Origin of the sequence: Acinetobacter sp. 1000160 (assembly GCF_000588715.1) — a bacterium.
In the GTDB taxonomy this organism is placed as follows: domain Bacteria; phylum Pseudomonadota; class Gammaproteobacteria; order Pseudomonadales; family Moraxellaceae; genus Acinetobacter; species Acinetobacter courvalinii.
This window is the reverse complement of sequence record NZ_JFWP02000007.1, coordinates 129,736-155,225: the sequence shown is the minus strand read 5'-3', so window position 1 is coordinate 155,225 and position 25,490 is coordinate 129,736. Positions and strand designations below refer to the sequence as shown.

At 43.4% G+C, this 25,490-nt stretch carries 22 protein-coding genes and 3 tRNA genes; 18 read left to right on the top strand and 7 right to left on the bottom strand.

Features of this window, described 5'->3' with window-relative positions:
- Positions 1–141: 141 nt before the first annotated feature.
- The 7 genes from J699_RS04485 to pgaD all read left to right on the top strand — a co-directional run bounded on the left by J699_RS04485 (position 142) and on the right by pgaD (position 6,881).
- Positions 142–1,155: a CobW family GTP-binding protein gene (locus J699_RS04485; RefSeq protein WP_032870312.1), complete on the top strand. Its 1,014-nt coding sequence runs from the start codon at positions 142–144 to the stop codon at positions 1,153–1,155.
- 81 nt (positions 1,156–1,236) lie between these two features.
- The gene (locus tag J699_RS04490; RefSeq protein ID WP_032870313.1) at positions 1,237–1,767 is read left to right on the top strand and encodes a YaeQ family protein; all 531 of its coding nucleotides are present in this window, start codon (positions 1,237–1,239) and stop codon (positions 1,765–1,767) included.
- 30 nt (positions 1,768–1,797) lie between these two features.
- Positions 1,798–2,139: an FKBP-type peptidyl-prolyl cis-trans isomerase gene (locus J699_RS04495; RefSeq protein WP_032870315.1), complete on the top strand. Its 342-nt coding sequence runs from the start codon at positions 1,798–1,800 to the stop codon at positions 2,137–2,139.
- Positions 2,140–2,502: 363 nt separating this feature from the next.
- Complete coding sequence (locus J699_RS04500) at positions 2,503–2,904, top strand: hypothetical protein (RefSeq protein ID WP_005231844.1); 402 nt, start codon at positions 2,503–2,505, stop codon at positions 2,902–2,904.
- Positions 2,905–3,163: 259 nt separating this feature from the next.
- Positions 3,164–5,161: a poly-beta-1,6-N-acetyl-D-glucosamine N-deacetylase PgaB gene (gene pgaB, locus J699_RS04505; protein WP_032870317.1), complete on the top strand. Its 1,998-nt coding sequence runs from the start codon at positions 3,164–3,166 to the stop codon at positions 5,159–5,161.
- Positions 5,162–5,174: 13 nt separating this feature from the next.
- Positions 5,175–6,431 (top strand): poly-beta-1,6-N-acetyl-D-glucosamine synthase, encoded by a 1,257-nt coding sequence (gene pgaC / locus J699_RS04510; protein WP_032870319.1) that lies wholly within the window; start codon positions 5,175–5,177, stop codon positions 6,429–6,431.
- Between the two features lie 33 nt (positions 6,432–6,464).
- Positions 6,465–6,881 (top strand): poly-beta-1,6-N-acetyl-D-glucosamine biosynthesis protein PgaD, encoded by a 417-nt coding sequence (gene pgaD / locus J699_RS04515; RefSeq protein ID WP_005231841.1) that lies wholly within the window; start codon positions 6,465–6,467, stop codon positions 6,879–6,881.
- Positions 6,882–7,012: 131 nt separating this feature from the next.
- Here the strand turns inward: pgaD and J699_RS04520 are convergent.
- Positions 7,013–7,098, bottom strand: a tRNA-Leu gene (locus tag J699_RS04520).
- Between the two features lie 213 nt (positions 7,099–7,311).
- On the opposite strand from J699_RS04520, the gene J699_RS04525 reads away from it, so the two are divergent.
- A complete protein-coding gene (locus J699_RS04525; RefSeq protein ID WP_032870321.1) occupies positions 7,312–9,090 on the top strand; it encodes an alkaline phosphatase D family protein in 1,779 nt (592 codons plus the stop codon).
- 124 nt (positions 9,091–9,214) lie between these two features.
- Here J699_RS04525 and J699_RS04530 read toward each other — a convergent pair.
- Both J699_RS04530 and J699_RS04535 read right to left on the bottom strand, forming a co-directional pair.
- Positions 9,215–9,300: transfer RNA gene (locus J699_RS04530), tRNA-Leu, on the bottom strand.
- Positions 9,301–9,308: 8 nt separating this feature from the next.
- A tRNA-Cys gene (locus J699_RS04535) sits at positions 9,309–9,382 on the bottom strand.
- A 152-nt stretch (positions 9,383–9,534) separates the two neighbouring features.
- Here J699_RS04535 and folD point away from each other — a divergent pair.
- From folD to J699_RS04550, 3 genes are all read left to right on the top strand, one after another.
- Positions 9,535–10,383 carry a bifunctional methylenetetrahydrofolate dehydrogenase/methenyltetrahydrofolate cyclohydrolase FolD gene (folD, locus tag J699_RS04540; RefSeq protein WP_005231839.1) on the top strand — a complete coding sequence of 283 codons (849 nt, stop codon included), beginning with the start codon at positions 9,535–9,537 and terminating at the stop codon, positions 10,381–10,383.
- Between the two features lie 48 nt (positions 10,384–10,431).
- The gene (locus J699_RS04545) at positions 10,432–11,100 is read left to right on the top strand and encodes a class I SAM-dependent methyltransferase (protein ID WP_005288333.1); all 669 of its coding nucleotides are present in this window, start codon (positions 10,432–10,434) and stop codon (positions 11,098–11,100) included.
- 141 nt (positions 11,101–11,241) lie between these two features.
- Entirely contained in the window at positions 11,242–11,523 is a 282-nt protein-coding gene (locus tag J699_RS04550) for a GNAT family N-acetyltransferase (RefSeq protein WP_032870323.1), read from the top strand.
- A gap of 55 nt (positions 11,524–11,578) precedes the next feature.
- Here J699_RS04550 and J699_RS04555 read toward each other — a convergent pair whose 3' ends face one another.
- Positions 11,579–12,001 (bottom strand): hypothetical protein, encoded by a 423-nt coding sequence (locus tag J699_RS04555; protein WP_032870325.1) that lies wholly within the window; start codon positions 11,999–12,001, stop codon positions 11,579–11,581.
- A gap of 260 nt (positions 12,002–12,261) precedes the next feature.
- Here J699_RS04555 and glpK point away from each other — a divergent pair, with 260 nt between their 5' ends.
- The 3 genes from glpK to glpD all read left to right on the top strand — a co-directional run bounded on the left by glpK (position 12,262) and on the right by glpD (position 16,367).
- Positions 12,262–13,776: a glycerol kinase GlpK gene (gene glpK, locus J699_RS04560; protein ID WP_005231833.1), complete on the top strand. Its 1,515-nt coding sequence runs from the start codon at positions 12,262–12,264 to the stop codon at positions 13,774–13,776.
- Between the two features lie 51 nt (positions 13,777–13,827).
- On the top strand, positions 13,828–14,586 hold the full coding sequence (locus J699_RS04565; protein WP_032870327.1) for a DeoR family transcriptional regulator: 759 nt from the start codon (positions 13,828–13,830) through the stop codon (positions 14,584–14,586).
- 260 nt (positions 14,587–14,846) lie between these two features.
- Positions 14,847–16,367 carry a glycerol-3-phosphate dehydrogenase gene (gene glpD / locus J699_RS04570; RefSeq protein ID WP_032870329.1) on the top strand — a complete coding sequence of 507 codons (1,521 nt, stop codon included), beginning with the start codon at positions 14,847–14,849 and terminating at the stop codon, positions 16,365–16,367.
- Positions 16,368–16,410: 43 nt separating this feature from the next.
- Here glpD and J699_RS04575 read toward each other — a convergent pair whose 3' ends face one another.
- Positions 16,411–18,603 (bottom strand): TonB-dependent siderophore receptor, encoded by a 2,193-nt coding sequence (locus tag J699_RS04575; RefSeq protein WP_032870332.1) that lies wholly within the window; start codon positions 18,601–18,603, stop codon positions 16,411–16,413.
- 198 nt (positions 18,604–18,801) lie between these two features.
- Complete coding sequence (locus J699_RS04580; protein WP_032882928.1) at positions 18,802–20,631, bottom strand: phosphoenolpyruvate carboxykinase (GTP); 1,830 nt, start codon at positions 20,629–20,631, stop codon at positions 18,802–18,804.
- A gap of 398 nt (positions 20,632–21,029) precedes the next feature.
- Here J699_RS04580 and J699_RS04585 point away from each other — a divergent pair, with 398 nt between their 5' ends.
- The 4 genes from J699_RS04585 to groL all read left to right on the top strand — a co-directional run bounded on the left by J699_RS04585 (position 21,030) and on the right by groL (position 24,878).
- Positions 21,030–21,968 (top strand): diacylglycerol/lipid kinase family protein, encoded by a 939-nt coding sequence (locus J699_RS04585; RefSeq protein ID WP_032870337.1) that lies wholly within the window; start codon positions 21,030–21,032, stop codon positions 21,966–21,968.
- Positions 21,949–22,716 (top strand): metallophosphoesterase family protein, encoded by a 768-nt coding sequence (locus J699_RS04590; protein WP_032870339.1) that lies wholly within the window; start codon positions 21,949–21,951, stop codon positions 22,714–22,716. Before J699_RS04585 ends, J699_RS04590 begins: the two co-directional genes overlap by 20 nt.
- Before the next feature lie 177 nt (positions 22,717–22,893).
- Positions 22,894–23,184 carry a co-chaperone GroES gene (locus J699_RS04595; protein WP_004652030.1) on the top strand — a complete coding sequence of 97 codons (291 nt, stop codon included), beginning with the start codon at positions 22,894–22,896 and terminating at the stop codon, positions 23,182–23,184.
- Positions 23,185–23,243: 59 nt separating this feature from the next.
- The gene (gene groL / locus J699_RS04600; protein ID WP_004878354.1) at positions 23,244–24,878 is read left to right on the top strand and encodes a chaperonin GroEL; all 1,635 of its coding nucleotides are present in this window, start codon (positions 23,244–23,246) and stop codon (positions 24,876–24,878) included.
- A gap of 75 nt (positions 24,879–24,953) precedes the next feature.
- On the opposite strand, the gene J699_RS04605 is transcribed toward groL, so the two are convergent.
- On the bottom strand, positions 24,954–25,328 hold the full coding sequence (locus tag J699_RS04605; protein ID WP_005231823.1) for a diacylglycerol kinase: 375 nt from the start codon (positions 25,326–25,328) through the stop codon (positions 24,954–24,956).
- Between the last annotated feature and the right edge of the window lie 162 nt (positions 25,329–25,490).

The following is a 25,490-nucleotide window of genomic DNA, read 5'->3' as shown; positions in this document are numbered from 1 at the left end:
TTTTTTAGATGTTGATTGTGATGAATATCACTTTATTTTGAACTAATGTGTTTAAAGACATATTATATCAATCAATATTCTTTAATTTATTTAATCAATTTTTCTCTTTAGAATGAAATAAATTTTTAATGCGAGTGCCTCGTGAAATTTCTTGCGCCCAAAACGGTCCCCACCCATATTATTTCCGGTTTTCTAGGAGCAGGTAAGACTACGTTATTACAGCACTTATTGACGCAAAAGCCTGAGAATGAGACTTGGGCAATCTTGATGAACGAGTTTGGCCAAATTGGTGTCGATCAACAATTGATTAGCCAACAACAAGGTTATGCAGTCAAAGAGCTATTGGGCGGCTGTCTATGTTGCAGTAGCCAATTGCCGATGCAAATTGCGCTTGCACGACTATTAACTGAAAGTAAACCTGACCGTTTATTTATCGAGCCGACCGGTTTAGGCCATCCTGCGCAACTTCTGGAACAACTAACTGAGCCACACTGGCACAGCAGTTTGGCGATGCGGGCTTTAGTGATTGTGGTGGATGGTAGCCGTTTACATGATGAGCAGTGGGTCAAGCAAAACTTATATACGGATCAACTCAAAGCGGCACAAATTGTGGTGCTATCCCATATCGACTGTATGACTGCAGAGGACCGTCAAGCTTATACTGCATTAAAACAAGACTATGAAACCTATGTTCAATATTGGATAGAAGCTGAAAATGGGCAAGTGGATATTCAACGATTGGATATTCAGCAGCAGGCAATGCAACGTAAAATCCAGCCTTTATTAAAGCTACAACAAGCACAACCGACGCATGCACCAGTCGCTGAAATTAAACAGCTGCCTTATCACTATATTGAGACGGCTCAGGGGTATACGGTTGCAGGCTGGAAACTTCCCAAACGTTGGCAGTTCAATTTTTATGAGCTGCTGGATGTGTTGTGTACACAGCAAGACTGGGTGCGGATCAAGGGGATTTTTCATACCGATCAGGGCTGGAAAAGTTTTAATTTCAATCCACAGCAATTTAACTATAAATCTGCCGAAGAAGGCATTGATAACCGGATTGAGGTGATTACGCAGTCTGAGCAGGATTGGCTGGCATTTGAGACCCAGTTACTGGCTTGTCGCAATCCTGAAGATTCATCGACTGCCTGAATAATTCAGCGCATTCTTGCCTGCAAAATAGAGTATGCTTAGCGCCAAATTTGAGAGTACCGTATTTTAAGAGTATCGTTTATGGCGTTAAAAGCAACAATATATAAGGCAGACCTGAATATTGCCAATATGGATGAGCATATCTATGCAGATTACCAACTGACACTGGCATTGCATCCATCTGAAACCATTGAGCGTTTAATGGTTCGCATTCTTGCTTATGCGCGTTTTGCCGATGAGCGTCTGGAGTTTACCAAAGACCTGTTTGAAACAGATGAGCCTGCTTTATGGCAAAAAGATCTTACGGGACTGTTAGAAAAGTGGATTGAAGTGGGTTGCCCATCGGAAGATAAAGTCAAAAAGGCCAGTGCCCGTTGTAAGCAGGTGGCTGTCGTGACGTATGGCTCGCAAGCAGACGACTGGTGGCAGAAGAATAGCAAGATTAAAACCTTAAGCAATGTACAAGTGTGGCAATTGGCTCCTCAAACCACACAAGCGCTTGAAGGCTTATGCGAACGGACCATGCAATTACAGCTGAATATCATGGATGGCGAATGGACCTTGCTCAGCGACAAAGGTCAGGTCGACATTCAATGGCAACAATTGCAATAATCTTGATTTGAGTAATTTGGAGAGATAGAAATGAGCACAGAATTAGAAATTATTGATTTAAAAGTCGGTGAAGGTAAAGAAGCGGTGAAAGGTGCCTTAATTACCACGCACTATACCGGATGGCTAGAAGATGGCACCCAGTTTGATTCTTCACTGGATCGCGGCAACTATTTTGAAACCGTGATTGGCACAGGCCGTGTGATCAAGGGTTGGGATCAGGGCATTATCGGCATGCGCGTGGGCGGCAAGCGTAAACTGATTGTGCCAGCACACTTGGCTTATGGCGCGCGTAAGATTGGAAAGATTATTCCGGCCAATGCCAATCTGACCTTTGAGATCGAGCTTTTTGATGTAAAAACCCGCGACGAATAACATTTTTGTAGCGTAGCAATAAAGGTGATTTAGTCTGATTTTTAGCTAAATCACTTTAAAATCAATCATATACTATTATAAACATAATCTTTAAATAACATTATGATTTTTAAATAAATTTCTTTTATCTGAATTATAGAGCAACCCAAGAGAAAAATATTGATTCTCTATACGCTCCTGTATATGTTTGAATGAAAAGCGCAATTTTTGATGATACTGTTGCAAAACCCCATTATTCACTACAGGTCATGATCATTTGTGCTTTGGGTGATTACAGGTGGCGGGGGCAAGTCCACTTGTAATTGAACCATGATAAAAAAATAGCATAAGCAACGATAAGAATTTGAGTGAGTAGAGGTGGGTATGAATGATTATTTGGATATCACTGCATCAGAGTTGTTAAGGGAGCTGGATCATTTTTTTCTGATTGATACCCATGATGGTGCGGAAACCGGTTTCTGGGTCAATGAAAAAGCTTTAATGGATAAACATTACTGGCTGGATGGTGAATATAAAGTCGAAATTTTGAGGTCATTGCAGCCATCGCATCAATATGCGCCGCATGATTATAAATTGACCCGTTTAGCCACAGGCGAAGATGACAGTAATGTGGTATTACTGGAATATGATGGTGTGCATAAAAAAATATTGACCTTCCGCCGTGGGGAATGGGTGAATCGTTTAAATAAATATTTTTATCAAAAAGAACGGCACTATTTACAGCAGCTCGCGGACGATCCGAATTTTCAGTCCATCCAGTATTAAAGCCAGCCAATCACGATTCGAAAAACTCCTAATGTTGCGTGTCATCTTAGGAGTTTTTAGATTTTTGTTAATAAAACTCCAGTTATCCTGTGATTTATTTCATAAAAAATACTTTTAAGTTTATTTTCAGTTTTTAAAATTATAAATACAATCCATATTCCCAGCTGATCATTTAAATTCTCTGATGTTTCAATAAAGTGTAAGAGGCTTCAGGCATGCTTTGCGATCAGCACATTTCTAATCTTGAGACGATATCTCTATGACCACACGTTTCGTGTCTCCGACCTTAAATACAGTTTTAGGTCTTGTGTTTGGCGTGGTTGCCAGCACCACTACTTTTGCTGCAAAACCAAAAATCGATGCAACCACCTTAACCGTCATTGGCTATCATGAAATCACAGACAGGAAAGATGCGCTGATTCCTAGCTATTCGGTGACGGCACAACAGTTCAGTGAACATATCGACTGGCTCAAGAAGAATGGCTATCACTTTATCAATGTTGATCAGTTGATCAAGGCACATCAGGGCAAGTATCGACTGCCGGCAAAACCGGTGTTGTTAACGGTGGATGATGGTTATCAATCTTTCTACCAAAATGCCTATCCGATTATTCGTGCTAAAAAAATCCCGGTGGTGCTGGCAGTGGTGGGGTCATGGCTAGAACCTAAGGCGGGCCAGAAGGTGGACTTTGGCGGTGAGGAAATTGCACGTAATAAAATCTTGAGCTGGGAAGAGCTGAAAGATATGCAAAATAGTGGTCTGGTGGAAATTGCCAGCCATAGTTACCATTTACATCAAGGCATTAATGCCAATCCTCAAGGTAATCTGGAGCCTGCCGCGATTGCACGCATTTATGATCCAAAAAGCAAAAGCTATGAAAGTGATGCAACTTATCAGGCACGTGTTTTTGGAGACCTGAAAAAGAATAATGAGCTATTAAAAGCCCATGGTCTCCGTTCACCGCGTGTCATGGTCTGGCCGTATGGGCGCTATAACATGCAACTGGTACAAGCCGCGAAGCAGCTCGGTATGCCGATTACCATCACGCTGGACGATGGGGCAGACCATGCCAAGCAATCCTTACAAAATATGAGTCGTATCCTGATTCAGGGCAGTATGTCGACCAGTGCACTGGCGCAAGAAATTAAAAATCGTGAACTGAACCTGAACGACAATAATCGTCCGCAAAAAATCATGCATGTGGATCTGGACTATATTTATGATCCGGATGAGAAGCAGCAAGAACGTAATCTGGATCATCTGATTGACCGTATTAATGGCATGGGCGTCAATACCGTCTATTTACAAGCCTTCTCTGACCCGGATGCCAATGGCTCAGCGGATATGGTGTATTTCCCGAACCGCCATATTCCAATGCGTGCCGATTTATTTAATCGGGTGGCTTGGCAAATCCAGACCCGCACCCCTGTACAACGTTTATATGCGTGGATGCCGTTACTAGCGTGGGAACTGCCAAAAACCGATCCGGTATCCAAAGATCTGGTGGAAACGCAGCAGGCAAAAGCAGGTGACCATTTAAATATGGGCTATATCCGTCTCAGCCCATTCTCGCCAGAAGCGCGTCAAACCATTAAGGAAATTTATCAGGATCTGGCAAAATCGACGCCGTTTGATGGCCTATTGTTCCATGATGACGTGACCTTGTCAGACTACGAAGATGCGAGTCCAGAGGCTTTGGCTGCTTATGCTAAGCAAGGTCTACCGACCGACTTGGCAAAGATTCGTGATAATGACGCTGATTTGCAAAAATGGACGGCCTATAAGACACGCTATTTAGATGATTTCGCAATGGAACTGGCAGGAGAGGTGCGTCAATATCAACCTTTCCTGGTGACTGCGCGTAATTTATATGCACAGGTGGCGTTAAATCCTTATGCGGAAAACTGGTATGCCCAGTCGTTGGAGCAATCACTGAATCGTTATGACTTTACCGCGATTATGGCTATGCCTTATATGGAGCAATCCGAGAATCCGGAAAAGTTCTACAGTGATATTTTAAATCGCGTGAAGAAGTATCCAAATGGTGTGAAAAAGACCGTGATGGAGCTACAGGCCATCAACTGGCGCAATAATGAAAAAGTGCCTTCCGAGGAAATGTCAGCGACCATTAAGTCTCTATATGAACAGGGGGCGATGCATATTGCCTATTATCCTGACGATCCGATCAAAGGGCATCCAGATGTAGAAACAATGCATAAGGCTTTTAGTCTAAAATCATCTCAATTAGTACCATAGTCGAGTAATGTAGATGAGTTGGCTTGCTTTATTGTGGTCATATGCCATTAAGTTTGTTTTTTACTATCCCTTGTTCATGTCGTATTTGTGGATGGTCGGGGCAATTATTTTCTACTGGAAAGAGCGTCAGGATCCGCCTTATCAGCAACCTGCTGCTTTACCTGAGTATCCAAAAGTTGCGGTTTTGGTTCCCTGCTTTAATGAAGGGGATAATGCTGAAGAAACCATTAGCCATGCACTGAAACTGGACTATCCTAACTTTGAAGTGATTGCGATTAATGATGGCAGTTCTGACAATACTGGTGAAGTGCTGGATCGTTTGGCGACCCAGTACGACAAATTGCGTGTGGTCCATTTAGCGCAAAATCAGGGCAAAGCCATGGGACTGCAAGCAGGTAGTCTGATGACCGATGCTGAATTCCTGATCGGGATTGATGGCGATGCCTTGCTCGATCCGCATGCTGCTACATGGATGATGCGACATTTTCTAGAAGACCCAACGGTTGCAGCAGTAACAGGCAATCCACGAATCCGTACCCGTTCAACATTGCTCGGGCGGATTCAGGTGGGAGAGTTTTCTTCAATTGTCGGTATGATCAAGCGTGCCCAGCGTACTTTTGGCCGTTTATTTACCGTATCCGGGGTGATTACCGCTTTTCGTAAAAGTGCGGTGCATCAGGTGGACTATTGGTCACCAAACATGTTGACCGAAGATATAGATATTACCTGGAAACTGCAACGTGCCGGTTGGGATGTGCGTTTTGAGCCGAATGCGCTGGTGTGGATTTTAATGCCTGAAACCTTAAACGGGTTGTGGAAGCAGCGCTTGCGTTGGGCGATGGGCGGAGCACAGGTGCTGGTCAAGAATATTGATGTATTCCTGAAACCAAAATTAAATTTTTTATGGCCGTTGATGTTTGAGCTGTGTTTGACACTCGTTTGGTCATATTTGATGCTTATTATGGCGGTGATCTGGTTATTGCATTTCGTGCTTGCGATACCGGCACTGGCAGTGGTCAGCTCTCCATTTTTACCATATGGCAGTGGAATTTTACTGGGGGCCACCTGTCTAATTCAGTTTGCTTTAAGCAAATGGATGGATAGTCGTTATGAGCCAAACTTAGGGAAAAATTATTATTGGATGATTTGGTACCCGTTTGTGTTTTGGTTAATCACGATTACTGCTACAATCGTCGCCTTTCCAAAGGTCCTGTTGCGTAATGATGAAAAGCGTGCCCGTTGGATTAGCCCAGATCGTGGAATTCGTTGAATCGCAAAGATTCATTTTGCTGAGTAATAAGCAATGAAAGCAGACAGTTTGATTATTGATATACGTCGCCAGCTCCCATGGCACAAACGTTATTTTTCGACCACCACCACCGCAATGATGTGGGCAGTCTGGTTGTTATTATGGCGTCCCTTTATTTTGGTTTGGGTCTTGATTGAATTACAAAAGGCCCATATTGCCCAGCGTTTGATGTCGGCATTGAGTGACGGCATTGAGCATGGTGTAACAGCCCTGTTTATGTGTGCAGTAGCCTTATTGCTTTGGGGATTGTTACCTGCCAAGCGTGTGCATCAAAAACATGTAGTGGAAAAAACACTGCCTGATTATGCACGTTATTTTGAGCTACCTGAGCAAGAAATTCAGGCAGGGCGTCAGCAGAAGGTCAGTATCGTACATCATGATGAGAATGGTAAAATTATTCGGGTGGAATAATCTTTACGGTTTTAGAGTGAATGCCTGAGTCTTTTCTCGGGCATTTTTATTTTATCTTTATAAATTTCAGGCATAAAAAAAACCAGCTTACGCTGGATCTTTATTTGCACCATCTTCCATTAGCTGAAAAATGGTGCCCGAGGCCAGACTCGAACTGGCACGCTTTGTGGGCGGGGGATTTTAAATCCCCTGTGTCTACCGATTTCACCACTCGGGCATGTGCGCAATAATAGAGGACACTTTAAAACTTGGCAAGAGTAAAACTCACTATTTGCTTTTTTTTCAAGCGATTCAGAAGTTTGTCTGATGAAAATTAAGCAGTGTCATATAACCTTCATGATTTTTTCATCAAACTGAGATTAAAGCTTCATGTTGGCGAATTAACTTTACTCATTTATTTAAACCAATAAAAGTAAAGGTAGCTATCCAAATGACAGCAAAAATTTCACGGCGGGAACTCATTCAAAAAAGTCTATTCGGTTTCGGGGCGTTGTCTTTAACTGCAGGGTTGACGGGCTGTAACGACAGCTCAGATCAAGAGACAGCAACATTGCAAGTGAATTTTGAACATGGGGTTGCCAGTGGTGATCCATTGCAGGATCGCGTGATCTTGTGGACACGCTTGACGCCAAGCGAGAGTAGTGCGCGTCTACAAGTGACCTGGGAAATCGCTTTAGATCAGCAATTCAAGCAAATCATTAAAACCGATAAAGTCATGACAACGGCAGCCTATGATTTTACCGTGAAGGTCGATGCCACAGGTTTAAAAGCAGATCAAAGCTATTTCTACCGTTTTATCTTCGGAGATAAGGTTTCACCTATCGGTCAAACCAAGACTTTGCCCAGCAGTGCGACAAAAGTCAGTTTTGCGGTATGTTCATGTTCGAATTATCCGGCAGGTTATTTCTATGTATATCGTGAAATGGCCAAGCAAAATGTCGATGTGGTGATTCATCTGGGTGACTATATTTATGAATATGGTGCAGATGGCTATGCGACAGAAGAAGCGAAGGACCTAGGACGGACATTGCCTGCAGATAATGATAAGGAAATTATCAAGCTGGATGATTATCGCAAGCGTTATGCGCTGTATCGTAAAGATAAAGACTTGCAGGCATTACATCAACGTCATCCGTTTATTGTCGTCTGGGATGACCATGAGTTAGCCAATGACGCATGGCGGGAAGGAGCGGAAAATCATACTGAAGAAACTCCACAAGCAAAGAATGAAGGTAAGTTTTTAGAAAGAAAGTTGGCAGCTCTACAGGCTTATTTTGAATGGATGCCGATTCGTCCAGTGGATGAGCAACATACCAAGATTTATCGCCAGTTTGACTTTGGCGGGCTGGTGAATTTGATGATGCTGGATACCCGTATTATTGCGCGTGATCAACAACTGGATTATGCCGAGTATATGACAGCAAATGGTTTGGATATTGCCAGATTCCAGGCAGATTTAACTAATCCGACACGTACTCTAATGGGTTATACCCAACGTGACTGGCTAATTGGAAAACTGCAACAGTCGACAGCAAACTGGAATGTGCTAGGTCAGCAAATTCTCATGACCAAGATGCTGGTACCTGCTGAACTGCTACTTGCTCTAGCTGAAATTACAGCAGGGAATCCGAGTGCAGATACTTTAAATAAGATGAATGCACAAATTACAGAATTGGTAACTTTAAAAATCCGTTTACAGAAAGGTGATCCGACTTTAACGGCACAAGAAAAAGCACGTGTGTTAACTGTTGCACCCTATAACCTGGATGCATGGGACGGTTATTATGCCGAGCGTGAGATTGTGTATGCTGCTTTGGCACAACTCAAGAAAAAAGTCGTGGTGCTGGCAGGGGATACCCATAATGCATGGTCATCAAATTTATACAATAAAGATGGGGCATTTGTAGGGGTAGAATTAGCCACCAGTTCAGTGTCTTCACCAGGACTGGAAAAATACCTGAATATTCCTTTGGCCCAGTTGCAGCAATTTGAATTTGCCTTTACGACTTTGATTGATGAGTTGAATTACTGCAACTTAAATCAAAGAGGTTATTTAATTGTTCAATTTGATACAGCGCAGGTTCAGTCACAGTGGATTTATCTGGATTCGATCAAAAAGTCTGACTATGCGGTTGATCAGAGCCGTGGCTATCAGTTAACACTGGATAAAAACTTAGTAGAAGTCAAAACAGGGCAGCAAGTGGCTTAAGTTTCAAGCGTGGTGGGAAGCCAAGTCAATGTACTTGGCTTTTTTATGATATTCCAAATATCAGACATAAAAAAACCAGCTTACGCTGGATTTTTATCTGCACCATGTTTCATTAGCTGAAAAATGGTGCCCGAGGCCAGACTCGAACTGGCACGCTTTGTGGGCGGGGGATTTTAAATCCCCTGTGTCTACCGATTTCACCACTCGGGCTTTACCAATGGAGGCGGAGGTCGGAATCGAACCGGCGTACACGGAGTTGCAGTCCGCTGCATGACCACTCTGCCACCCCGCCATCTCTTGGTGATGCACATATTAGCAATCTTTAAAAAAAAAACAATAGTGTTTATCGCGAATATGCACATAAAAACAACATCTAAAAGAATATTGCTCAAATTATCATGTATTATTTACCCAATTCATTCATACCCACTTTGGAGATGTGCTGTGGCATTGGTTTTAGACGGTCGTGCATTAGCAAAACAGATTGAAACGGATTTGTTGGTACGTGTAGAAGCATTAAAAGCAAAATCGGGACGTACCCCAATCTTGGCCACCATTCTGGTTGGCGATGATGGTGCATCTGCAACGTATGTGCGTATGAAGGGTAATGCCTGCCGCCGTGTCGGGATGGATTCGCTTAAGGTTGAGCTTCCAAAAGAAACCACAACTGAACAGCTTTTGGCTGAAATTGAAAAATTAAATGCCAATCCTGATGTTCACGGGATTCTGTTGCAACATCCTGTGCCTGAACAAATTGATGAAAGAGCATGTTTTGATGCGATTTCACTGGCAAAAGATGTGGATGGGGTGACTTGTTTAGGTTTTGGTCGTATGGCGATGGGCGAAGCCGCTTATGGTTCAGCGACTCCAGCGGGTATCATGACCATTTTGCAAGAAAACAAGATTGAAATCGCAGGTAAGCATGCAGTAGTTGTCGGCCGTTCTGCTATTTTGGGTAAACCGATGGCGATGATGCTGTTACAAGCCAATGCAACTGTGACGATTTGCCACTCTCGTACACAAAACTTAGCGGAACTGGTGAAACAGGCCGATATTATTGTGGGTGCAGTGGGTAAAGCTGAACTGATCCAAAAAGACTGGATCAAGCAAGGCGCAGTTGTGGTGGATGCCGGTTTCCATCCACGTGATGGTGGCGGTGTAGGTGATATCCAGTTGGTGGGTATTGAAGAGATTGCTTCAGCTTATACCCCAGTGCCGGGTGGCGTGGGTCCAATGACAATTACCACCTTGATTCGTCAAACTGTAGAAGCTGCTGAAAAAGCATTAGGATAAGCATTGATAACCCCTCGCCAAGAGGGGTTTTTTTAGAACTAAATCTATATGAGTTGTACATTTCAATTTGCCAAGGCGCCTGAGCAATTGCTGAAGGCATTGCATGAGGTCATTCCAAACACCGATTTGCTGGCACAACAGCTGCCTGAAACGCCGATTTCCCTGTGGTTGATTCCGCCAGTATTTCCAACAGACCGTTTAGATGATGAAGTGATTCGACGCATCTGGAATGAAACACCGTACTGGATTTTTTGCTGGGCGTCCGGTCTGGCCATGGCGCAATGGTTATTGGCAGAGCCGCATCATGTTAAAGATAAAGTGGTGCTGGACTTTGGTGCTGGATCGGGTGTAGTTGCCATTGCCGCAAAAATGGCAGGTGCGAAGCGGGTGATTTGCTGTGATATTGATCCGGTCAGTCTGGCATCATGTCGTGAAAATGCGCTGCTGAATGATGTGGAGCTGGAATATCTGGATGATTTGTATCAGTCCGGGCAAGTCGACGTATTGTTAGCTGCAGATGTGCTCTACGATCAATGTAATCGTTTCTTTCTGGATGAATTCCTGAAGTTTGCACCTGAGGTCTGGGTGGCAGATAGTCGGGTCAAAAATTTTAGCCATCCGCAATATCTAAAAATTGACGAGCGCAGTGCCACTACCTGGCCAGATCTGGACGAATCAAAAGAATTCCGTAATGTGAGCTTTTATCGAACCAAATAACATCAGGCAGGTTCAGGATGAGCTTATCGGATGGTTAAATATAAAATCTTAACACAGCACGACCCAAGCCCATGTTAAAACATAGAAGATCGGTAATGACGTTGTAAGATGGCATTAAATAGAACATAAATGGAGCATCCTATGGGAATTGAACACGTTGACGATGGTAAACACGGCGCTTTTAAGTTGTTCGAAGGCGAGCTACTGGCAGGGGAAATGGCATATACCTGGGCGGGAGACGCTATGCTCATTATTGATCATACAGATGTCAATGATCAATTTCGTGGGCAGGGTGTAGGGCATAAGCTGTTAAAGGAGTTGATTACCTTTGTGCGTGAACGTCAGGTGAAAGTCATTCCTTTATGTCCGTTTGCAAAATCGGTGTTTGATAAAGATCTCTCGATTCATGACGTTTTAAAATAATAAAAAAGGATATCTCCAGTGCCGGGGATATCCTTTGTTTAAACAATCGGTCTGATTAAGAACAGCTGTAACGTACCACTTTTAAGGTGGCAGGACGGGCTTCAAGTGCCTGACGAGTCGCATAACCTTCGCTATTATTGAAATCTGGCGAGTTTGATAGGCCAAAAGTTGCGCGACTGTTACCGAGCTTGACGCCATATTGTTCTTGTTGGGTCGGATTCATAATTTCATTGACGCTAAGCACTGAAATTTTGTAGTTTTTTTCTGCACCTAAGACCTGTTTGCAGGCATGTTGTAACTTTTTCTCATCAATATCACGATTGCTATGTGCTGCCAGCGTGTAGGCAATCTTTGCCGAAGTCGTTGTTTTATTTTCAATTTGGTAGCCAGTCACACCATTATATTGATGTGGACTGCTTTGACAGGCTGCAATAAGAAGAGTACCGCTTACAAGAAAGAATAAATTCGTTTTTTTCATATCAATGGTCCTGTTATTTCTGCTTTTAGTATCGCATAAAAACAGTTTTTTATTGTGAGTTATCTTTAAAACACGGGCTATTCATCGTTTTTATGTTCAAAGTTAAAGAAAGAATTTTCGTTTTCGAACAATTTTGCATATAATCTGCCAAGTTTTTTATTTAATACAGAAGTCATTGCTTTTTTGCAGTATTGGAGCCCGTTTTTTAACGGGCATTTAATTTATTGCACTATACACAAGCAAGTCTGGATAGGTATGTCATGATCTCTACAGATAGTCAAAAAAAATACGTGGTTGCATTTGACCAAGGTACAACGAGTTCCCGTGCAATCGTATTGGATCACGATGCGAATGTCATCAGTATTGCTCAGCGTGAATTTACGCAAATTTACCCACAACCAGGTTGGGTTGAGCATGATCCTATGGAAATCTGGGCGACGCAAAGCGCAGTATGGGTTGAAGCTTTAGCGCAGGCGAGTATCTCAAGTGATCAGATTGCGGCGATCGGGATTACCAACCAACGTGAAACGACGGTGATCTGGGATAAGCAGACAGGTAAACCTATCTACAATGCAATTGTATGGCAAAGCCGTCAAAGCAATGAGATTTGTAACCAGCTTCGGCAGGATGGCTGGCAAGACTACGTGCGTAAAGTGACGGGTCTGGTGATTGACCCTTATTTCTCGGCCACAAAAATCAAGTGGATTCTTGACCGTGTGGAAGGCAGCCGTGAACGCGCAAAGCGTGGTGAATTGTTGTTTGGTACGATTGATACCTGGTTGTTGTGGAAACTGACCAATGGTCAGGCTCATGTCACTGACTATACCAATGCATCACGCACCATGTTATTCAACATTGAAACACTGGAATGGGATGACAAACTGCTTGAAGCTTTGGATATTCCAAAAGCAATGTTGCCAGAAGTGCGCAGTTCTTCAGAAGTTTATGGTTATACCCACACCATTAGCGGTCAGGAAATTGGAATTCCAATTGCCGGGATTGCAGGTGATCAACAGGCAGCCTTGTTTGGCCAAATGTGTGTAGAAGTCGGGCAGGCAAAAAATACCTACGGCACTGGCTGTTTCTTGCTGATGAATACAGGTAAACGTATGGTTCAGTCAGATCATGGTCTGCTAACGACGATTGCATGTGGTCCGCGTGGAGAAGTGAACTATGCACTGGAAGGTGCAGTGTTTAATGGTGGTTCATGCGTACAGTGGTTACGTGACGAACTGAAAGCCATTAATGACTCACATGATTCTGAATACTATGCCACCAAAGTTAAAGACAGTAATGGCGTCTACGTGGTGCCTGCATTCACTGGCTTGGGTGCACCGTATTGGGATCCGACTGCGCGTGGTGCAATTATGGGCATTACCCGTGGTGTGAGTATTGAGCATATTATCCGTGCCACACTCGAGTCGATTGCCTATCAAACCCGTGATGTACTGGATGCCATGCAACAGGATTCAGGCGAAAAGTTACGAACCTTACGTGTGGATGGTGGTGTTACTGCCAATAACTTCCTGATGCAGTTCCAGGCCGACATCATGGGGACTTCGGTAGAACGTCCAGCCATGAAAGAAACCACGGGGATGGGTGCTGCTTTCTTGGCAGGTTTGGCGGTCGGTTTCTGGTCTGACCTGAACGAATTAAAGAGTAGAATGACCATCGAAAATACCTTTACCCCGGAGTGCGGTCAGGAAGTAACTGAAAAACTGTACAAAGGTTGGTTAAAAGCGGTCGGACGCACTCGTGATTGGGCGGAAGATTAAGTTAAAATAACCCGATTGAGTAACACCTAAAACAATACAGGATGGATGAGCATGAGCTTGATATTGCGCCAACAGAAAACCCTCGAATTAGTGAGAGAACGTGGCTATATCAGTATTGAAGAGCTTGCTCAGCATTTTGATGTGACGCCGCAAACCATCCGCCGTGATATTAATCAATTGGCGGATGAGGGGTTATTGCGTCGTTACCATGGTGGTGCAGCGCATGATTCAAGTGTGGAAAACACTGAATATACCATGCGTGTCGGCCATATGCTGGAAGAAAAAAGAACCATTGCAGCGGCTGTCGCTGCAGCCGTTCCGGATCATGCTTCATTATTCATTAATATCGGAACCACAACCGAAGCAATTGCGCACGCATTGCTGAACCATACCGGTTTGCGGATTATTACAAACAACCTCAATGTTGCGAAAATTCTCAGTACCAAAGAAGACTTTGAAGTTCTGATTGCCAGTGGTCGTGTCCGTCCGGATGGTGGGGTGATTGGTCAGGCGACTGCGGACTTCTTTAAACAGTTCAAAGCGGATTATGCACTGGTCGGGATTAGTGGCATTGAAGAAGATGGGACTTTGCTGGATTTCGATTTTCAGGAAGTTTGTGTTTCGCAAGAAATCGTTTCCAGCGCACGTCAGGTTTTTCTTGCTGCCGATAGTAGTAAGTTTGGCCGTAATGCCATGATCCGTCTGGGTTCACTCAAGCAGGTGGATTGTATTTTTACCGATCAGCAACCGAATGAGGCTTTTATGAAAACCATTCAGGAACTGAATGTCGGTTTGATTATTGCTAAATAAATCTTCATTTTCGAAAAATTGTTACTTTTCTTGAGCCCAAGGCTTTTGGCTCAAGATCACTTGATTAAAATAATCCTGATTCTCTTATAAACATTAGCTTTCCGTAATTTTCATCTTTGTATTGTCTTGCTTTTCATTTTTGACCATTTATCTAAAAATGTCTATAAATTGGCATTTTTTAGGCTAATATTTATTGTTTATTTTCATTTAACATGTTTAAATGTTCGTAATTGAACAATAATGAACATTTGCGGTGATTTATGCAAACTTCTCCTCAGTCAAATGACAAAATTTATGATCTTGCCGTGATTGGTGGTGGTATCAATGGTGTTGGTATCGCAGCTGATGCATCAGGTCGTGGTTTGTCGGTGTTCTTGTGCGAAAAAGATGATTTGGCCAGCCATACATCTTCTGCAAGTAGTAAGCTGATTCATGGTGGTCTGCGCTACCTTGAGCATAAGGAGTTTCGCTTGGTGCGTGAAGCATTGGCTGAACGTGAGGTATTGTTAGCCAAAGCGCCGCATATTATCCGTCCAATGCGTTTTATCATGCCGCATCGTCCGCATTTGCGTCCGGCTTGGTTAATCCGTACCGGTTTGTTCTTTTATGACCACCTGGGCAAACGCGAAAAATTATTGGGTTCAAATAATGTCTACTTTAAGGAAGACAGTCCGCTAAATGCTGCGATTACCCGTGGTTTTGAGTATTCGGATTGTGCAGTCGATGACGCGCGTCTGGTGGTGTTGAATGCCATGCATGCACGTGAAAAGGGTGCTGATATTGTGACCCGTACCCGTTGTTTATCTGCACAACGTGAAGGTCAGTACTGGGTGGTTGATCTGGAAAATGAACAAGGTCAATTCCAGATCAAAGCCAAGGCTTTGGTGAATGCTGCTGGCCCATGGGTTGCACAATTCATTAAGCAGGATTTACAGCTTAAATCACCATACGGTATCCGTCTGATTCAGGGTAGTCACATCATTGTGCCGAAGCTGTATGAAGGCGACAAAGCATTTATTATGCAAAATGATGACCGCCGTATCGTGTTTGCGATTCCGTATCTGGACCAATACACCATGATTGGAACCACGGACCGTGAGTACCAGGGTGATCCAGCACAAGTGAAAATTACCCAGGAAGAGACCGATTATCTGATCAAAGTGAGCAATGCACACTTTAAAAATCAGTTGACTCAAGCCGATATCGTGTCAACTTTTGCGGGTGTGCGTCCATTGTGTGATGATGAATCGGATAATCCGTCTGCCATTACCCGTGACTATACCTTGGCACTGTCTAAAGAGTCGGCTGAGCAGGCACCGCTACTTTCAGTGTTTGGCGGTAAATTAACCACTTACCGTAAGTTGGCAGAGTCTGCCATGCAACAGTTAAAACCATTTTTCCCGGACATGAAGGGAAGCTGGACGGCAACTGAAGCCTTGCCAGGTGGTGAAAATATGGAGTCGGCTGAACAGTTGGCAAAAGAAATTCGTGCACAAGTAACAGATGCTTCTGAGGCTTTAGCAAAACGTTGGGCATCTGCATACGGTTCGCGCATCTGGAATATTGTGGGTGAAGCCACTTCAATCGAGCAGCTTGGACAGCATTTTGGTCAAGGCCTGTATGCAAAAGAAGTTGACTACTTATGTGCTGTTGAGTGGGCGAGCAATAGTCAGGATGTGTTATGGAGACGCTCTAAATTGGGTCTGAACTTTGCACAAAGCGAGATTGAAAGTTTAGATGCCTATCTGGCAACTAAACCACATCGCACTGTTGCTGCTTAAGTCTTTTCATAAAAAAGCCCCCTGATATAGGGGGCTTTTTTTGTTAGTATTTAAATTTTAGTGCGACGGTATAGTTTGCTGGCTCGCCGTAGAATGCCTGACCATCAGTGAAGCTGTTCAGGTACTTTTTATCGGTAACATTGTCAGCATTGGCCTGAATGCTAAAGTTAGGGCTGACTTCATAACTTGCCATCAAATTGAGCAAGGCATAATCCCCCTGTTTCAGGTAGGTCGAATACGTCGGGTCAAAGCGAGTAATCTTGCTTTGCCATTTTAAGCCTGCGCCCACTTTCAGTTTTGGTAACTGGGTAGGTGAATAAGTGGTCAACAGGTTGAAGCTTTGGGTTGGATTATAGGTTCGTGCTGCACCGCCATTTTTCATATCTTGCAGACTGAATTGGGTATAGCCCAAAGAGACATTGACCTGATCGGTGAGTTGACCTGCCAAGCCGACTTCTACACCTTGTGAGCGTAAGTCGCTAATTGCTGAGGTACGATTGAGCGGATGACTGTCGGCTGGTCGAAGTGGATAATTATTTTCCTCGGTTCTAAATACCGCTAATGTGCCGGTTAGTTTATTGTCTAACCATGCACTTTTTACCCCGATTTCGTAGCTTTTACCTTCGATTGGATCGGCGACTTTTCCTGTTGTTTCATCCACTGACGTTTGTGGGCGAAAAATCGAGGTATAGCTCATATAACCTGTATATTCAGGAGTAAAGTTATAGGTGATGCCTGCATACGGTGAGACTTTGCTTTCATCATAATTCATAGGCGAGCTATAACTTGCGCCTTTACTTTTGGCTTGAACGTAGTTCGCACCTAAGGTTAATTTCAGGTCTTCGTTTAAATGCAGGCGGGTTGCTGCGTAAACGGACTGATTCCGTTGGGCGTAATCCGCAGCATCCGTTAAAGCACTCCAGGTGACATTGTTTGGTGTCCAGCTTGCCCAGCCCGTTGTACATGGAGCTTTGTATTGATTAGCACCTGTACCACGGGTACATGTCCCGATATTGTTATCGAGGATCGTTCCGGATTTCTGCTTATCTTTTTGTTCGCTTTGAGAATAGGTGTAGCCCACAATGGCTTCATGTTCGTGACCTAAAAGGTCAAATTTACCTTGCAGGTTAAAATCGGCAGTTTGTAGTTTATTATGTTCTGTTCCACCCCAAGCGGTTAGGTCGACGTCTGAACCATCGGCCTTTGGATAGCCATAATAATAAAGTAACTGGCTACTACGCTCTTTTTCATTGTAGTTATAGCTCAGGTTGGCAGACCATGTGTCAGAGAGCTTTTGTTTTAGTTCAAAGAATGCGTTGCGTGAGGTGTTGTCCCAATAGGTCCAGTCCGGATTGGGATTGTAAGAACGATCATAACTGAGTTGCTTGCCTGTGGAATCCATCAGCGGTAACGCACCCCAGTTGTTGGCATTCGGTTTGTTCTTTTCTTGGCTGGCGCCCACTGTAATGAGAGTGTTATCCGTAAGATCTGCCTCTAATACCCCGGCAATCCCGTTTTTTTCGGAGGTGTAGCGATCTAAATGGGAGTCACCGGTCTGCTCAAAACCAGCAAGGCGACCACGAATATTGCCACTTGGTGTCAGGCTACCAGAAGCATCTGCTTCATAGCGTTGCGTATCCCATGAACCATAGCTCAGCCCGGCATTAGCCTGAAATTCTTTGGTCGGACGTTTGCGAATATAGTTGATGGTTGCGCTCGGGTCGCCAAAGGCATTGGTGAGCGCATCTGCACCTTTAATCACTTCAACGCGATCATAAAAAAAGCTATCGGGATTGGTATCGTTATAGTTCCATGCGCTTGCAGGGAAGCCGACACCATCGACCAGAATATTGGAAATCTCAAAACCACGTGCCATATACACAGAGCGTTCAGTTTCAGATGAGTTGACGGTCACCCCCGGAGTGTTATTTAAAATGTCGCGGGAACTGGTGAGGCCAAAATCATCAATCTGCTGACGTGTCACCACATTAATGGTTTGCGGGATTTCTTTGGCTTCAATATTGAGCTTGGTGGCGCTTGAACTGTGCTTAATCGTGTAGGCTTTGCTTTGTTCGCTACTTCCATCCTCTTGAGTGGCTTGCACCTTAATCGTCGGCAGTTGCTGCGAGGCCTCATCAACTGCATGACTATATGAGCTGATACTGACGAGTGTAGAAATTGCTAAAAACAGGGGAGTACGTTTAAACAGTGGGGAAGAGCTCATGCTTACAACCATGTAAATGAGAAATATTATTATTATAATTATTGTTAATATTCGTTAGTTTTGCAATTTGTTTTGTCTTAAGCTTAATGGGAATAGTTAGGGCTAAGCAGGGGATTGATAGAAAATTTCGACAAGCCATAAAAAAAGGCCACCGAAGTGACCTTTTTATTCTCTTTGAACCCGCTTTATGAAAGAGGGAAGTTAAGAGACTTAAGCAGATTTAACTGCTGCTAATAATTCATTTTGACGATCTTTAAGCGCTTGAGGTAAGCGGTCACCAAGTTTGGTAAATAACTCAGTGTGGCTTTCAAGTTCTTTGATCCACTGGTCTTTATCTTGTGCTGTAACTGTTTCGAATTGCTCTTTAGAGAACTCGATACCTGTCCAGTTCAATTGTTCGTAAGTTGGAACATAACCGATAGGTGTTTCAGTCGCTTCAGCGCGGCCTTCACAACGATCGATGATCCACTCAAGAACACGCATGTTTTGACCGAAACCAGGCCATACGAAGTTGCCTTCAGCATCACGACGGAACCAGTTTACGTTGAAGATTTTTGGTAATTTATTACCCGCAGCTTCAGCTTTCGCACCGACTTTTTTGCCCATGTCTAACCAGTGACCGAAGTAATCAGCCATGTTGTAACCGGCAAATGGAAGCATTGCGAAAGGATCGCGACGAACGATACCTTGTTGACCAACAGCCGCAGCAGTGGTTTCAGAACCCATGGTTGCCGCTTTATAAACGCCATCCACCCAGTCAAATGCTTCAGATACTAAAGGCACGGTGTCTGCACGACGACCACCGAAGATGAATGCAGAGATTGGTACGCCTGCTGGATTTTCCCAGTCAGCATCAATCGAAGGGCATTGACCCGCAGAAACGGTAAAGCGTGAGTTTGGATGCGCAGCTTTTTCGCCTTCAACGTATGGCTGGCCTTTCCAGGTGATAAGATCAGCTGGAACTTCTTTAGTTAGACCTTCCCACCATACTTCGCCGTTTTTGGTTACTGCAACGTTGGTATAGATAACATCTTTATGCATCGTTGCGATACAGTTCGGGTTAGTCTTGGTATTGGTACCCGGTGCAACACCGAAGAAACCAGCTTCAGGGTTGATTGCGTATAAGCGACCATCTTCACCTGGTTTGATCCAGGCAATATCGTCACCTACAGTTTCAATCTTCCAGCCTTCATAGCCAGCTGGTGGAATCAACATGGCAAAGTTGGTTTTACCACAAGCAGAAGGGAATGCAGCTGCGATGTAGTGTTTTTCACCTTGTGGATTGGTCACGCCTAAAATCAGCATGTGTTCAGCTAACCAGCCTTGTTCGCGGCCCATTGCAGAAGCAATACGTAATGCAAGGCACTTTTTACCAAGCAAGGCATTACCGCCGTAACCAGAACCGTAAGACCAGATTTCACGTGTTTCTGGATAGTGAACGATATATTTTTCATTGTTACATGGCCAAGCAACATCTTTTTGACCATCTTTAAGCGGTGCAGCAACGGTGTGTACACATGGGATGAATTCGCCATCTGTGCCTAACACGTCATAAACTGCTTTACCCATACGTGCCATTTTTGTCATGCTGACAGCAACGTAAGGAGAATCTGTTAATTCGATACCAATGTGTGCAATGTGGCTTCCTAAAGGACCCATCGAGAAGGGAACCACATACATGGTACGGCCTTCCATTGCACCGTCAAATAATCCATTTAATTTCGCGCGCATTTCCGCAGGAGCAACCCAGTTATTCGTTGCGCCAGCATCTTCTTGGTTTTGAGAGCAGATATAAGTGCGGTCTTCAACACGAGCAACGTCAGAAGGATCAGAATTTGCAAGATAAGAACCAGGATGTTTTTCTTGGTTAAGTTTCTGCATGGTGCCGTTAGCGATCATCAAGTCCATAAGACGTTGATATTCCTCTTCGCTGCCGTCACACCATTCGATTTTTGCTGGTTTGGTTAATTTTGCAATTTCTTCCACCCATGCAATTAGCTTAGGGTGACGAACGAATTCTGGTGCGTTCACTTGGGTCATGGTGATGCCTTTTTAAAGTGTGTACAACGTACAAGTTCTATCTACTGGATGGCAGTAAGACAGATGAAGTAAAAAAAGTGGCTGTATTAAAGCATAAAATCATAAAAAATATAAGACTAAAGAATAGGGTGGGTTCTAAAGCAGGGAATCTGCTTTTGAATTTAAGTTATTGTTTTTATGTTAAATTATCATTTTATATTTTGCTATTTTGTTTATTTATATATGTTATTTTTGTTATAAATTTTTATTAAAAACAATAGCTTAATTATTTTTTTATTTTCTTGAGAATTGTTATTGATTATATGAATGAAGCTCATTCAAAATTTACATAAACAAGCTATTATTTGTTGATTTTGTAAACAAAAATAGCCCTGTAATCTTCCTTAAGGTTGAAAGTAATGTCCCCTAATGTCCAGCCTCTGTCCATTATTTATAATCAAAAATCAGGTTTTCATGCGGCACAGCAAGATGAAGAATATGAGCGTCTGATGACCTTCTGGACGCAATATGGATTCGAAATTCAGGTATTTGAGCTCAGTTCGCAAACAGATTTTGATGCCATGATGAGAATGGTGCTGGCCCGGCATCAACAGACGGAATCACGCGGCGTTGTGGTGGCAGCAGGAGGAGATGGCACGCTCAATGCGGTCGCAAAAAAACTGATGCATACCGATATTCCGATGGGCATTATTCCCTTGGGCACTTTTAATTATGTGGCACGGGTCTTGAATATTCCCCTAGATGTGTTTCAGGCAGCAGAGGTGATTGCTACCGGCGCGATTCAGAAAGTCCATATTGCCACCATCAACGATCAGATTTACTTAAATAATGCCAGTCTCGGCTTATATCCTTTATTTATTAAAAAACGTGAGCGCTTTAACCAGCATCTAGGGCGTCTTCCTTTAAATGCTTATACCTCTGCGCTGGATGTTTTGTTGCGTGAGCATAAATCCTTGAAACTGTCAGTCAGCGTGGATGGAGAAAAATATCCTGTGGCAACGCCATTGATTTTTTTTGGCAATAATCAGCTACAACTCAGTGACATGAAATTAAGAATTGCGGAATGTGCTGCCAACGGCAAACTGGCTGGGGTGGTGGTGGCTAAAAGTGACCGCTTCAGTTTGTTAAAATTGTTATGGAAACTGATTCAAGGGAAAATCGATCAGGCTTCTGGTGTCTATACATTTTGTGCCGAGCATATCCAGGTCGATTGTAAAAAGCCACAGTTAACTGTTGCAATAGATGGAGAGTTGAAAGAGATGCAAACCCCATTAAAATTTGCCGTTGAAAAATCTGCTTTAAAGGTAATGGTTCCGAATGTTACTGCATCTGTCTGACCTGCATTTTGGAACGGAGCGTGAAGCCTGTATTGACGCGATCAAACAGTTTTGTCTGGATCATCGTCCAGAAGCGGTGGTGGTGAGTGGCGATCTGACCCAACGTGCGCGATTAAAGCAGTTTTATGCCTGCCGTCAATTTCTGGATGCACTGGAAATTCCTTATCTGGTGGTGCCTGGTAATCATGACATTCCGCTTTATCATGTCTGGAACCGTTTTTTCTCTCCTTTTGTGCGTTATCAGGCCTTCTTTGGTCGCATGGAAACCACTTTGGAGACTGAACATTTCTATTTGGTGGGGGTGAACAGTATCCGGCGGCGCTACCATACCCGGGGACATGTTTCTCTGGAGCAGATTCATGAAACTTATCAGCGTTTGAACAATGCGCCCGCCAATAAAATCAAAATCGTGGTGTTTCATCAACCTTTTTATACCTTTCCCAATGAACATGGCGATAAAGACTGTCCAGTGCTGGGGAAAATTGCTTTGGAGCAGTGGGGTAAAACCGGCTTGTTCGGTTTATTACATGGTCATTTACATAAAGTGGCGGTACACGATCTCAATCAGATTTTTCATTTGGGGTTTGATCATCCGATTCTGGATATTCATGCAGGAACAGCCACATCCAAGCGTTTACGCTTCGGATTATCCAATAGTTTTAATGTGATTTCGGATCAGGGGCGGATCGAGCATTACTGGTTCGATGAATCGCTGCAAACATTTGTGAAATCACAAAATGTTGTTTAATTCGGCATAACCTTATTCTTGTGCTCAAAAAAACATCTATAAATAGAATTTTTTTTTATTTTCCCCTTGAAGCCATTTTTTTCATCCCCAAAAAAGTGGCATACCAAAATTTTATATGTGTTGCCACGAACTGGTGACACACATTAATCAATAAGACTAAGTCTGATGGAGTTAACTATGAGCAACATTCGTCCATTACATGATCGTGTTGTGATTCGTCGCGTAGAAGAAGAAACCAAAACGGCTGGTGGTATTTTACTTCCAGGTTCTGCTGCAGAAAAACCATCTCAAGGTGAAGTAATTGCAGTCGGTAATGGTCAGATCACTGACAACGGCGTTCGTGCTTTAGACGTTAAAGTTGGCGACAAAGTATTGTTCGGTACTTATGCGGGTACAACAGTAAAAGTAAGTGGTGAAGAACTCTTGATTATGAAAGAGTCGGATATCTTAGCTGTGCTTGAAGGCTAATCGACACATAACTCAAATTTATTATCAGATTCAGTAATTAAAAAGATTCGGAGTTTAACATGTCAGCTAAAGACGTAAAATTTGGTGATTCAGCTCGCTCAAAAATGATTGCAGGTGTTAACGTACTTGCAGATGCAGTAAAAGTAACTCTGGGCCCTAAAGGCCGTAACGTTGTTATCGACCGTTCTTTCGGTGCGCCACACATCACTAAAGACGGTGTGACTGTTGCGAAAGAAATTTCTTTAAAAGACAAGTTTGAAAACATGGGTGCTCAACTTGTTCGTGAAGTTTCTTCTAAAACCAATGACATCGCGGGTGACGGTACAACAACTGCAACCGTACTTGCTCAAGCAATTTTAAATGAAGGGATCAAATCAGTAACTGCTGGTATGAACCCAATGGATTTAAAACGCGGTATTGATATCGCAGTAAAAACTGTGGTTGAAAATATCCGTACCAATGCAAAACCTGCTGATGATTTCAAAGCAATTGAACAAGTAGGTTCAATCTCTGCGAACTCTGATACCACTGTAGGTAAACTGATCGCTCAAGCGATGGAAAAAGTGGGTAAAGAAGGTGTCATCACGGTAGAAGAAGGTTCTGGCTTCGAAGACGCTTTAGACGTTGTAGAAGGTATGCAGTTCGACCGTGGTTATATCTCTCCATACTTCGCGAACAAGCAAGATACGCTTACTGCTGAACTTGAAAATCCATTCATCCTTCTTGTTGACAAAAAAATCAGCAACATCCGTGAATTGATTACGGTATTGGAAGCTGTTGCTAAAACAGGTAAGCCACTGCTTATCATCGCTGAAGATGTTGAAGGCGAAGCGCTTGCGACTCTTGTTGTGAACAACATGCGCGGTATTATCAAAGTATGTGCGGTAAAAGCACCAGGTTTTGGTGACCGTCGTAAAGCAATGCTTCAAGACATCGCGATCTTGACTGGCGCGACTGTTATTTCTGAAGAAGTAGGTATGTCTTTAGAGCAAGCTTCTCTTCAAGATTTAGGTACTGCGCACAAAATCACAGTATCTAAAGAAAACACTGTGATTGTTGATGGTGCAGGTAATGCTGAGCAAATCGCTGAACGTGTTCAACAGATCCGTGCGCAAATCGAAGAATCTACTTCTGAATATGACAAAGAAAAACTTCAAGAACGCGTTGCTAAATTAGCGGGCGGTGTTGCAGTCATCAAAATTGGTGCGGCAACTGAAGTTGAAATGAAAGAGAAGAAAGACCGTGTAGACGATGCGCTTCACGCAACTCGTGCAGCAGTTGAAGAAGGTGTTGTTGCAGGTGGTGGTGTTGCATTAGTACGCGCTGTAAATGTGTTAGATGGCTTAAAAGGCGCTAACGAAGATCAAACTGCGGGTATCAACATTTTACGTCGTGCGATTGAAGCGCCACTTCGTCAAATCGTTTCAAATGCAGGTGATGAGCCTTCAGTTGTGATCAATGCAGTTAAAGCGGGCGAAGGTAACTTCGGTTATAACGCTGCAACTGGCGAATATGGCGATATGCTAGAAATGGGTATCCTTGACCCTGCTAAAGTAACGCGTTCTGCACTTGAACACGCAGCTTCTGTTGCCGGTTTAATGTTGACGACTGAATGCATGATTACTGACATTCCAGAAGACAAACCAGCTGCTCCAGATATGGGCGGTATGGGTGGTATGGGCGGAATGATGTAATTGCGCATCGACGTCTAGATCAAAAAAAAATCCCTGCCTATGCAGGGATTTTTTTATATGCCAAATATTGAATGTTTATTTAAATAAAATAATTGTCCAAGTAAAAAAGATAATGGCTAAAGAAACAAATTGCGCAGCGCTGCCCATATCTTTGGCATTTTTAGACAACTCATGTTTTTCCAGCGAAATGCGGTCAACAACGGCTTCAATGGCGGAGTTGAATAACTCTACAATAATCGCCAACAGGCAGACAGCGACCATTAAGGCCTGTTCCAGCGCCGAGACATGCACAAAAAAGCTCAGCGGAATCAAGATGACATTGAGCAAGATCACTTGTCTAAATGCAGCTTCATGACTAAACGCTGCTTTAAAGCCGGCTAGTGAATAGCCCGTGGCATTGAAAATCCGTTTGAGGCCATTTTTGCCTTTATAAGGAGAGTAGGGTGTCATTGCGATATGGAGAGACAGAATAAAGCTTTAGTATAAATCCAAATATGTTGCAGTAAATTGGCAAGATGTCGCATGCGTGTACCAATCAGTGCCTTTTTTTGCCATCAAAACAGGCCGTGTGGTATTTAGGAATTGTCAATTTGAATCAGGCTAAGGATAATA